Source organism: Shewanella basaltis (assembly GCF_023283885.1).
Lineage (GTDB): Bacteria > Pseudomonadota > Gammaproteobacteria > Enterobacterales > Shewanellaceae > Shewanella > Shewanella basaltis.
The window spans coordinates 44,509-56,085 of the sequence record NZ_JAKILA010000010.1; the positions used below are offsets into that span (position 1 = coordinate 44,509).

Below are 11,577 nucleotides of genomic sequence, written 5' to 3' on the forward strand. Positions count from 1 at the left end.
TAGTATTGCTGGCTAGGCTAAATCTCAGTAGTGTTGTGGCCAGTTGCTTTAGTCATCGTTATCGGTAAACATTTTGGGGTAAAATCGGTTTTATTCAGTTTTTCATCGTATAGTAAACCAATAACCTAGAATAATTATTATCTTAGTGAGTATGGGACGCCCAATGAAAAGTGGTTTATTGAGTAAGCTAGCCTTTTGGAGTTCATCCAAAACAACCGGGAATGTGGGTGTTTTTATCGCCGACGACTCGTTATGGGTGTGTAACGTCCAAAAAGGCACATCTACTCATACTGTCACTCACATTCCTGTCGTCAAACAAAATTGGAACCAAGCCTTTGAACAGCTTAAGGCCCAATTTGGTCCCGTAAGAATGCAATTGGTTTTGTCTTTTGCTCATTACCAACTCTTGCAAGTCGATAAGCCCAATGTTGAACAAGCTGAAATTGCACAAGCCTTAATTTGGGCAGTAAAAGACATGGTGTCTGAGCCGGTCGCTGATATTCATTTAGATTATTTTGAGTCTGGCCAAATTCCGAGTACTAAAATCAGTGTAGTGGTGACTAGCCGAGCATTAATGATGAAATTGGTCTCGGCCGCGCAAGGTAATGGATTAACTATTGCGGGTATCAGTATCGAAGAGATAGCCTTACGGCATATGTTACCCAATGACAATATGGCACACTTGCTGGTGGCGCATTTACCACAGCAAGAATTGTTACTTATGGTTGGTAAAGCCGAAGAAGTGTTAATGCAAAGAAGGGTGCGGGGGTTTAGTCAACTCAGTAAAGCCACATATCAAGAGCTGCAACAAGGTATTGCCGACAATTTAAGCTTAGAAATTCAGCGCTCAATGGATTACTTTGAAAGCCAACTGCGACAAGCCCCTGTGGCGTCTATCAGGGTTGTGATTGAGGGAGACAGTGTCGGCTTAGCTGAGTTAGTAGGCGCTAATTTTAATCAAAAAGTACACGCAGACAATCAAGACGGTATCTGTGGTTTATTGGCTCAGTTGGCGTTACAAGAGTTAACACGAGGTGATGTGTGATTAAAACCAGCGTTAATTTATACAGTGATGATTTATTACCACAAACGCAGTGGTTAACATTAACACGTCTGATGCTGGGATTGATGTTGTTAATTGTAATCGGTGTTGTGGGCTATGGCTTTGGTTGGTGGCAACAACAACAGACGCAAATCGTACTGCAACAAGCCAATAATGATAACCAGCAATTAACAGCCCAAAAAATAGAGCTAGAAGTTCAAATCGCAGCCAGAAAACCCGATGCGGCATTAGTGGCTAAAGTTGAACTAGAAGAACAACAATTAGCGCTAAAAACGCGTTTAAAAGACGAATTGAGCCAACGTCAAGAGTTAGTCAGCCAAGGTTATTCTCCCTTATTGACCGACTTAGCGAAAGTGGCTAACACCAATGTCTGGTTGAGTCACATCAGTCTTGTGCAGCCTGATCATGGCCCTATGCGAGTCGCGTTTGAGGGCTATGGTCGCACGCCTCAAAGTATTCCATTGTGGATTGACCAACTAAAAAATACATCGACACTGAAAGGTTATGCTTTTTCTGCCATGACGATGAACCAAGGTGAAAATCAACCTCTGGTATTTAAGCTCACTAGCCAAACTGCTGATAAGGAACCTTCACAATGACGCAGCAATGGGCAGCATGGTCTGAAAAGTTCAATCATCTTAGCCAACGGGAAAGAACCCTCATTGCGCTTGCCTGTGCCGTTGTCATTGGCATGCTGGTGTATATACCCTTGGAATCGTCATGGAAGCAACAACTTACCTTGCAAAAGCAAGTGAATGCATTACACCAGGAAAATGACATATCACGCCAACAAATAGCCTTATATCAAGAGCGCTTGCAGTTAGACCCAAACCAAGATTATCGACAACGCTTAGCCTTGATAAATGAACAAACACAGGCGATTGATGCGCAACTAGAGGCGCAAATGGTGGACATGGTTCCAGCTGATTATATGCCGACGGTTTTAGCCAATTTATTAAGTAATACAAAAGGCGTAACGTTAACCTCATTTGCTTCTATTGCGCCAACGCCATTGTTAGATATGGGCGAAAACAGCGGTGTGAACCTATATAGCCATGGCATTAAGTTGAGTTTACAAGGGGATTACTTTGCCATTTTGGCATTTGTCTCAGCAGTTGAAAACATGCCAGATAAACTTTATTGGAAGCGTTTGGATTATCGTGTGGATACCCATCCTAATGCACTTGTTCAATTAGAACTTTACACACTGAGTGTGAATAAGGATTTTATCAGTGTTGCTAAACAGAATTAGTGTTAGCGGAATATACATTGTCGCAGCGGGTTTCATGACACTGTTTGTTGGCCATGCAAATGCGCAAACGTTACGCGACCCAACATTACCCAGCCAAGGCTATGTCGCCGTTCAGGTTGATTCGGGGTCACAGCAGGCATTGGTACTTAACAGTATTGTAAATGGGCAACGCGCCTACGCTGTTATTAATAATCACATTCTCTCAGTAGGCGACACGATTAGTGGCATAGGGCTACGTGTATCCTCTATAGGTCAAGACAGTGTTACCTTGTCTGATGGTAGAAAACTTCAGCTTTTTCAGTCGATAACAGAGCGATAGGATAAGAATAAAAATGAAAATAATTAACTATGTTACCCCTCTGATGTCGCTTTGTTTGGTCGCTTGTCAAACGACAGACAGGCCAGATCCTCAGACGGCAAAGTCAGCGTTGGCGGAGTCAAGACAACAAGCGCAAGCGACAGCTGCGGTCACTCCTCCACCTGCCGCTATGCCAGCTGAAGTTCAGCGCGAGTTAAATGGCAGTAATGCGCTTGCGTCTGCAAGGGCGCTTCCTGCTGAGCGGCGCTTTGATGTGTCGGCTAATAATGTTGATGCACGCGTGTTTTTCCCAAGCTTGGTGAAAGATACACCTTTAAGTGTGGCGGTACATCCCGATGTGCAAGGAAGTATTTCGTTATCGCTTAAAGCGGTTACCTTGTCTGAAGCCTTGCAAGTTGTAGAAGATATTTATGGCTACGAAGTGAGTCGACAAGGGCGTATTTTACGTGTGTTTCCGTCAGGGATGCGCACTGAAACCTTCCCATTAAATTATCTGTATATGCAACGTGAAGGCTTATCATTAACGTCGGTAAGCTCTGGACGTATCTCTGATGACAACGACAACTCAAATAGCAATAACAATAACAGCAGCAATTCAAGTAGCTCTAACAGTAATAGCAGTAATTCGGGCAGCAATGAACAAAGCAATGGTACGTTTATTCGTTCAACGACCAAAACCGATTTTTGGGGCGAGTTACAAGCAACATTAGTGTCGATTATTGGTGAAACCGGTGGTGGTCGCCAAGTGGTTGTTACGCCGCAAGCAGGTTTAGTGACGATTCGTGCCTACCCTAACGAATTAAGACAAGTGCGTACTTTTTTAAGCACTGCTGAGAGCCACTTACAGCGCCAAGTGATCCTAGAGGCTAAAATTTTAGAAGTGACCTTATCAGATGGCTACCAGCAGGGTATTCAGTGGGAAAATGTATTGGGGCATGTGGACAGCACTAATATTGATTTTAGTACCTCCGCTGGCCAAGGCCTAGGCGATACCATTTCTTCTGTAATTGGTGGTGTGACTTCGATTAACGTTAAAGGTACAGATTTTAGTACCATGATTAGCTTACTCGACACCCAAGGTGATGTGGACGTGCTTTCAAGTCCGCGTGTAACGGCGTCAAATAATCAAAAAGCAGTCATTAAAGTGGGTAATGATGAATACTTTGTTACCGATGTGTCGACAACCACTGTGTCATCGACCACGACAGTGACCACGCCTGAGGTTGAGTTAACGCCATTTTTCTCTGGTATTGCCTTAGATGTGACTCCGCAAATTGATGAAAATGGTAATGTTCTATTGCATGTTCATCCGTCGGTGATTGAGGTACAAGAGCAAACTAAAACCATTCAAATTAGCGATTCAAGCCTCGAGTTACCGTTGGCGCAAAGTGAGATCCGTGAGTCTGATACCGTCATTAGAGCCGCCTCGGGTGACGTTGTTGTCATTGGTGGTTTAATGAAGAGTGAAAATATCGAAACTGTGTCTAAGGTGCCGTTATTAGGTGATATTCCATTCTTAGGTGAGGCTTTCACTAGCCGCGCTAAATCAAAACAAAAAACAGAATTAATTATCTTACTTAAGCCGACAGTTGTGGGTTTAGATACTTGGAAAGATGAGCTTAAACGTTCGCAAGATTTAATTGAACGTTGGTATCCTTCTAAGTAATGATGGAACATAATTAGCTATGTATTTGCAACACTTTGGCATGGCGCAGCTCCCTTTTACGCTGACGCCCAATACTGGGTTCTTTTTTGGATTATCACCCCATGTAGAAGCCTTACAGGTGTTGCAAACCGCATTAGAAACCGGTGAAGGTTTTATCAAAGTGACTGGTGAAGTCGGAACCGGGAAAACATTAGTTTGTCGCAAGTTATTAAACGATTTGCCGACTCAATACCACTGTGCGTATTTGCCCAATCCTTATTTAACGCCAAAAGAATTGCGTTTTGCAGTGGCTGCCGAGTTGGGGTTATCTTTGCCAAATAAGCTTGATCAGCAGCAATTAACGCGCTTGATCCATGAACGATTACTCGAGTTAAATCACCAAGGCTTTCATGTTGTACTGGTATTAGATGAAGCTCAAGCATTGCCTGATGACAGTATTGAAGCATTACGCTTATTTACTAATTTAGAAACTGAAAGTCGTAAGTTGCTGCAGGTGGTGTTATTTGGCCAGCCTGAGTTAGATGAGCGACTCGCCCAAGCGACGTTTAGGCAGTTACGGCAGCGGATAACCTTTAGCTATCATTTACGCCCGTTAAGTTGGGATGAAATACGCGCCTATATTCAATATCGATTAGGCGTAGCGGGTTATCAAGGGGCTGATTTATTCAGTGTAAGCGACATTAAGTTATTAGCTAAAGCCGCTCGCGGCATCCCCCGCTTGGTTAACATATTAGCCCATAAAAGTTTACTGCTTTGTTACGGTGAGGGGCGTCAACGGGTGTCGACCAAACATTGCCGCGCCGCTATACGTGACACAGAAGACATTAATTTAACCGAGCGCTCAGGATTCTCACGCTCTAGCATACTGTTGATTATGTTACTGTTAGTCATGATGCTATTGTTGGGGTTTATGGATGTTGGCGGTGAGTGGTTGACACGGATAAGTGAGCATTAATGAGTGTGATAATAAAAATGCTGCGTGATTTAGAGCAGCGTCAAAAACCAGAAACGCAGCAGTCTACGGCAACACCTTCTCAATCGCAGGGGGAGTTTGTTCGCCCTCAAGTTCAGTATTACCAAACAGAAAAATCTCGCTCACCATTGATTATGGCCGGTGTGTGTTTACTGCTATTGATCCCAGCACTTTGGTTTGGTGTGTCAATGTATCAGGAAGCCGAACCATCGTTAGCACCGGCAATTGCTGAAGTAAATACGTCAGACACACTCGCGCTCAGTGCCACCGACAACGCTGTAGATTCACCAGCTCAATCAATTACTCAGCCGCAAACTGATGTGCCAGCGTTAGAACAAACCAGCCGCACAGCCAGTGTTGAAGCGCCTACCGATAATGCTGTAGCCTCAGAAGCTGTGGTTAATACGCTCGGTAATGGTGCTGCGAGTGACACCCCGTTAACGGTGAGTAAAGACCCGTTGAATGAGCCAGAGGCCGGAGCGGTTGATTCACAAGATAACTCAGTGGTACTTGCCTCTAACGAGTCTAATGCCACAAAGCAAACGGCTCAAATCGAGGTTGCAGCCACAGAAACCCCTAACGTGGTTAGCGATAGCGATGCCTCTGTGGTTGCTGTAACGCATAACACACCTGCCAAAACATCACCTGATAATGTCTCTAACGCTAATATTGGTTCTGGGCAGGTTGCCGCTGGTTCTGCAGGGGCTGCGAACAGCATGACGGTTAAAGAGGTTGTTCTTAGTAAAACACAAATGGCGCAATTACAGTACCGTAAAGCGATAGAGGCCGAAAGTGCACAAAACGTCGATGATGCGGCCAGCTTTTATTTAGAAGCCATTATTTTACAACCAAACTTACATAAAGCACGTAAACAGCTAGTGGCCATTTACTATGCTCAAAATAATACCACCACTGCAATGCGCTTATTAGAAAGTGGTATTAGTATGTTTCCACAAGAGTGGGAGTTTTATGTCATTTTGTCGCGGATCCAAACCGAGGTAAAAGCTTTTGATCGTGCAGGTATGACGTTGGCGAGCATTCCAGATAATTCAAGTTGGGCTCGAGACAAGTGGGTCGCTCAAACTGAGCTGGCACAAAACACGCAAGATTTTATACTGGCAGAACAAGCGTACCGTAATTTATTAAAGAGCGAATCGACTCAAGCTCGCTGGTGGATGGGGCTGGGTTTTGCGTTAGACTCACAACAAAAATACATCCCGGCAGCTCAAGCTTATCGTTCTGCACTAAGCTATGAAGGATTGTCGACGTCTGCCATGAATTTTATTGAAACCCGATTAGCTCAGCTAGGAGAAAACCGATGAAACCAAAGTTAAAGATGCGCTTAGGTGATCTTCTGGTGCAAGAGCTCATTATTACCGAAGCACAATTGCAGCAAGCACTGACAGAGCAGCGTAATAGTGGTAAAAAACTTGGCCGCACGCTAATTGATTTAAAGAGTATTACTGAAGATCAATTACTCCAATTTTTATCTCAACAGCTTAACCTGCCATACCTTGATATTAGCCGTAGACCCATTGCCGCCGAGGTGGTCAATATTCTTCCGGAAGTGCAAGCAAGGCGTTATCGTGCACTGGTTGTTGAAAGCGGCGCTGATCATGTATTGATTGCCATGAGCGATCCTGCTGACTTACAGGCGATAGATAATTTAGAGCTACTAGTTGCTCCCAAGCAATTAATGCTTGCCGTTGCCCCAGAGCAGCAGCTATTAGACGCATTTGATAATTTATATCGCCGTACGGGGCAAATTGCTGAAATTGCCGGCAAGCTTGAAGAAGAATATGCCGCTGATGACATGTTTGACCTCAGTAGTTTGACAGAAGGCGATGCAGATAACGAAACCACAGTGGTTAAGTTGTTGCAGTCTATTTTTGAAGATGCGGTGCAAATGCGCGCATCGGATATTCATATTGAACCTGGTGAAAAGGTATTACGTATTCGCCAACGTATTGATGGTCAATTACATGAAAATACATTAAGCGAAGTCAATATAGCCTCGGCTTTAGTGCTTCGGCTTAAGCTAATGGCTGGACTCGATATTTCTGAAAAACGTATGCCGCAAGATGGGCGTTTTCATATTGAAATTAAAGGTCATAAAATTGATGTGCGTATGTCGACCATGCCTATTTATCATGGCGAATCTGTGGTGATGCGTTTGTTAGATCAAACCACAGGCTTGCGTACCCTTGATGAAACCGGTATGCCACCACACATCGTGGCGCGTATTCGTAAACAAATTAAACGTCCTCACGGCATGTTATTAGTTACCGGGCCAACAGGTAGCGGTAAAACCACAACTTTGTACGGTATTTTAAGTGAGTTAAACACGCCTGATAGAAAAATCATTACCGTAGAAGATCCGGTGGAATATCAGTTACCGCGTATAAACCAAGTGCAAGTTAATCACAAAATTGGTTTAAACTTTTCTAATGTACTGCGTACCACCTTACGCCAAGACCCCGATATCATCATGGTAGGGGAAATGCGAGATCAAGAAACCGTTGAAATTGGCTTGCGAGGTGCATTAACGGGTCACTTTGTATTATCAACCTTGCATACCAATGATGCAGTCACCAGCGCCTTAAGATTACTTGATATGGGCGCGGCAAGTTATTTGGTTGCCAGCGCTTTGCGCGTGATTATTGCCCAGCGATTAGTGCGCCGAGTGTGCAATAACTGTGCTGTGGATTATCAACCTACAGCAGCAGAGCGTAGCTGGTTGTCTAGTGTGACTAAGCAAGACATTAATGGGGCAAGTTTTAAAATAGGCACAGGTTGCCAAACCTGTAACGGCTCTGGGTATCGTGGCCGTATTGGTATTTTTGAAATTTTAGAACTAGATGAAAACATGATTGATGCCATGCGTACGGGTAATCCACAAGATTTTGCCCGCGCAGCGGTGCGCAGCCCTAACTTTATTCCGCTCGCACACTCGGCAATGGAGTATTTATTTCAAGGCACCACCACCCTAGAAGAGGTGGCTAAGTTAGTTGAAGATGTCAGTGAGTCAAATATGGCATTATCAACAGACTTGGTTAATCAGCCTAGCACCGAGGCGTAACTATGCCAACGTATCAATATCGAGGTCGTAATGCACAGGGTAAAGCGGTAACCGCGCAGCTTGAGTCGGCAAGCGAAAGTGCCGCTGCAGATATCTTACTGTCGCGTGGTATTATTCCATTAGAGCTCACTGAGGTTAAGCCTAAGCAATCGTTTTCGATGGCCTTGTTTAAGAGCAAGGTATCATTAGAAGAACTGCAGATTTTTACACGACAAATGTACTCATTGACGCGTTCTGGTATTCCTATATTACGTGCCATAGCTGGGTTGTCTGAAACCACTCACTCTGCACGTATGAAACACGCGTTAGATGATATTTCTGAGCAATTAACCTCTGGTCGTCCATTATCTTCTGCAATGAATCAACATCCTGATGTGTTTGATTCGTTATTTGTTTCTATGATCCATGTGGGTGAAAACACAGGTAAATTAGAAGATGCTTTTATTCAGTTATCGCATTATATAGAGCGCGAGCAAGAAACCCGTCGGCGTATTAAAGCGGCAATGCGTTATCCGATTTTTGTATTAATTGCGATAACGATTGCAATGGTTATTCTTAATATTATGGTGATACCAAAATTTGCAGATATGTTTTCGCGATTTGGTGCAGATTTGCCCTGGGCGACCAAAATATTAATCACCACATCTAATATCTTCGTTAATTATTGGGCATTAATGTTGGCGGTATTGGTGGGGGTAATTCTTGGTGTGCGTTACTGGCATCATACCGAAAAGGGTGAAAAACAATGGGACCTGTGGAAACTACACATTCCGGTTGTAGGCTCCATTATTGAGCGCTCGACGTTGTCTCGTTATTGCCGAAGTTTTTCAATGATGCTCAGTGCAGGTGTACCAATGACACAAGCTTTAAGTTTGGTTGCCGATGCGGTCGATAATGCCTACATGCACGACAAAATAGTCGGTATGCGACGTGGAATTGAGTCGGGAGATTCAATGTTAAGAGTGTCTAATGCCAGTCACTTATTTACTCCTTTAGTGCTGCAAATGGTTGCTGTAGGTGAAGAGACAGGTCAAATTGATCAATTATTAAATGATGCCGCAGATTTTTATGAAGGTGAAGTTGATTACGATTTAAAAAATTTAACCGCTAAATTAGAGCCGATTTTAATTGGTTTTGTGGCTGGTATTGTGTTGATCCTTGCGTTAGGTATCTATTTACCAATGTGGGACATGCTAAAAGTTGTGAAAGGTGGTTAACTCACCATGTTGATTACACACCGGACAACACTATGCTAAGTCAACAAAAGGCTGATGATGATTTGCTAAAAGTCTATGGCAAAATGATAGCGATTGTGGTGTTACTGATTGTGTTATCTGTTTTAGGTGCGCGTTATATTAAGACTGAACCTATTTTGACCAGCCAAGGTTTAGCATTTGAACATAATCGACTTTTAAATGTCTTAGCTATGGTGAAGAGTCAGTGGCTCACTTCTGGGCGACCTAATAGAATGTTGTTGTCTTGGTATAATGTGGCACCAAAAGTGCTTAATAACTCTGATAGTGATGTAGCGACTGAATCGTCAAAAAATGGGCAGTTTTCAGCTTCAGCGGCATCAGATAACACCGAAGCGGAGTTAATCGGCACAGACAATTGGATTACATTATCGGCAAAAGGGTGGCCTATTGTAGACACCTTTGATAATGATGGTTGTCAGCAATTATGGCAGCAGTTATTAGCGACTCGCACAAGTGAGTTAGCGTTGTCTGTGGAGTACCAGGCTGAAGATAAGGTGTGTCGGTATGTCTCGCCTAATCAATCGAGTTTAAGTTATCAATTGCTCACTGGACGGGTGATATTTTTATCAGCAGAGAAGTAAAAAAACTATCACTGGTGATATAATTTTAATAAGCTGCTAATATTATGGAAGTTATAGTAGCGTTAGTGTTTGTAATAAAAACATTTAAAAAGAGTGAGGTACTATGAAATTAAAACAACAAGGTTTTTCATTAATCGAGTTGGTTATTGTGATCGTGATTTTAGGTTTATTAGCTGCGACAGCCATTCCACGCTTTTTAAATGTAACCGATGATGCAGAAGATGCCAGCGTTGATGGTGTTGCTGGTGGTTTAGCAACCGCAGTGAGTTTTGTTCGTGCACAATGGGAAGTTGACGGCCGTCGTAATACCAGTGTGGTATTAGATGGAACAACTGTGTCACTTGACACTCGTTTTGGTTTTCCAACGGGTACAACAAATACTAGCGCCACCACAATGACGAATGACACTTGCCAAGAAGTCTTTGACTCTGTATTGCAAAATGCACCACGCAATGTACTGTTTAACCAAGATGCAAGCGATCAACGTTATACCGTGCGTGTTCAAAATGCGGTGGGTGGTTCGTCAACCAGTATTGATGGCGTAACGGTAAACAATCTTGATTTATGTGTTTATCATCAGGTGGCTTCATTAACCTTGAATCAAGCTAATGGCGTGCCAACACCAACACCAGACCTTTCAACGTCAGGTGCTAAAGGTGTGACATACAATCCAGGTACTGGGCAAGTGGTTGCCTTTAGTAATAATTAATCATTAACAGCCAAGTCGATTACGCCATGTTCGCATGGATAAAGATTTATTTTAAAAGAGGTTATTTTATATGCAAAAACAACAAGGTTTTACATTAATCGAGCTCGTCGTTGTGATTATTATTCTCGGTATTTTAGCGGTCACTGCCGCGCCTAAGTTTATTAACTTACAAGGCGATGCACGTGTGTCAGCGTTAAATGGCTTAAAAGCGTCGATTCAAGGTGCAAATACCTTGGTTTATTCTAAAGCGGCACTAGCAGGCTTAGAAAAAAGTTCTACAGCGGCTAATGTTACTATTGGGACTGGAACAACTGACGTTGTATCTACGCTATATGGTTACATGGATTCTACGTCAACTAACTTTACCCGTGCATTAGATATCACAGCTCAAGTAATTACCGCTCCAACTACAGGTAATGTATCATCAACTGGTGATTGGGCTATTTCAGTTAGCTCAGGTGTTGTTAGTTTTTGGCAGAAAGGTGCACCATATACTTGTACTTTTACCTACACACCAGCAACATCGACTACTTTGCCAGTGTATGGTGCGATTCCTGCAGCAACGAGTTGTTAATATAGACAATTAATAAAACCTGCTTCGGCAGGTTTTTTTTTGGGAGTTGATCGCTATGCAAATGCTTACGGCTTAGGTTGCTTTATAAATAAGCAGACAAAATTG

12 protein-coding genes are annotated in these 11,577 nt (G+C 43.2%); all 12 read left to right on the forward strand.

Going from position 1 to position 11,577, the window contains the following annotated elements; all coding sequences use genetic code 11:
- Positions 1–163 precede the first annotated feature (163 nt).
- The 12 genes from L2703_RS09070 to L2703_RS09125 all read left to right on the forward strand — a co-directional run bounded on the left by L2703_RS09070 (position 164) and on the right by L2703_RS09125 (position 11,472).
- Entirely contained in the window at positions 164–1,045 is an 882-nt protein-coding gene (locus L2703_RS09070; RefSeq protein WP_248970782.1) for a biogenesis protein MshI, read from the forward strand.
- Complete coding sequence (locus L2703_RS09075; RefSeq protein ID WP_248970783.1) at positions 1,042–1,662, forward strand: PilN domain-containing protein; 621 nt, start codon at positions 1,042–1,044, stop codon at positions 1,660–1,662. Before L2703_RS09070 ends, L2703_RS09075 begins: the two co-directional genes overlap by 4 nt.
- On the forward strand, positions 1,659–2,315 hold the full coding sequence (locus tag L2703_RS09080; RefSeq protein WP_248970784.1) for an MSHA biogenesis protein MshJ: 657 nt from the start codon (positions 1,659–1,661) through the stop codon (positions 2,313–2,315). The genes L2703_RS09075 and L2703_RS09080 overlap by 4 nt, the downstream gene beginning before the upstream one ends.
- Before the next feature lie 34 nt (positions 2,316–2,349).
- Complete coding sequence (locus tag L2703_RS09085) at positions 2,350–2,634, forward strand: MSHA biogenesis protein MshK (protein ID WP_248970852.1); 285 nt, start codon at positions 2,350–2,352, stop codon at positions 2,632–2,634.
- A 13-nt stretch (positions 2,635–2,647) separates the two neighbouring features.
- On the forward strand, positions 2,648–4,300 hold the full coding sequence (mshL, locus tag L2703_RS09090) for a pilus (MSHA type) biogenesis protein MshL (RefSeq protein ID WP_248970785.1): 1,653 nt from the start codon (positions 2,648–2,650) through the stop codon (positions 4,298–4,300).
- 19 nt (positions 4,301–4,319) lie between these two features.
- The gene (locus L2703_RS09095; protein ID WP_248970786.1) at positions 4,320–5,255 is read left to right on the forward strand and encodes an ExeA family protein; all 936 of its coding nucleotides are present in this window, start codon (positions 4,320–4,322) and stop codon (positions 5,253–5,255) included.
- On the forward strand, positions 5,255–6,595 hold the full coding sequence (locus L2703_RS09100; protein WP_248970787.1) for a tetratricopeptide repeat protein: 1,341 nt from the start codon (positions 5,255–5,257) through the stop codon (positions 6,593–6,595). Before L2703_RS09095 ends, L2703_RS09100 begins: the two co-directional genes overlap by 1 nt.
- Positions 6,592–8,352 (forward strand): GspE/PulE family protein, encoded by a 1,761-nt coding sequence (locus L2703_RS09105; protein WP_248970788.1) that lies wholly within the window; start codon positions 6,592–6,594, stop codon positions 8,350–8,352. Before L2703_RS09100 ends, L2703_RS09105 begins: the two co-directional genes overlap by 4 nt.
- Before the next feature lie 2 nt (positions 8,353–8,354).
- Positions 8,355–9,569, forward strand: coding sequence for a type II secretion system F family protein (locus tag L2703_RS09110; protein WP_248970789.1), 1,215 nt, complete (start codon positions 8,355–8,357; stop codon positions 9,567–9,569).
- Positions 9,570–9,601: 32 nt separating this feature from the next.
- Positions 9,602–10,189, forward strand: a complete 588-nt coding sequence (locus L2703_RS09115; protein ID WP_248970790.1) for a hypothetical protein — start codon at positions 9,602–9,604, stop codon at positions 10,187–10,189.
- A 103-nt stretch (positions 10,190–10,292) separates the two neighbouring features.
- Positions 10,293–10,898 (forward strand): pilin, encoded by a 606-nt coding sequence (locus L2703_RS09120; protein ID WP_248970791.1) that lies wholly within the window; start codon positions 10,293–10,295, stop codon positions 10,896–10,898.
- Positions 10,899–10,968: 70 nt separating this feature from the next.
- Positions 10,969–11,472, forward strand: coding sequence for a type II secretion system protein (locus tag L2703_RS09125; protein ID WP_248970792.1), 504 nt, complete (start codon positions 10,969–10,971; stop codon positions 11,470–11,472).
- Positions 11,473–11,577: the final 105 nt, after the last annotated feature.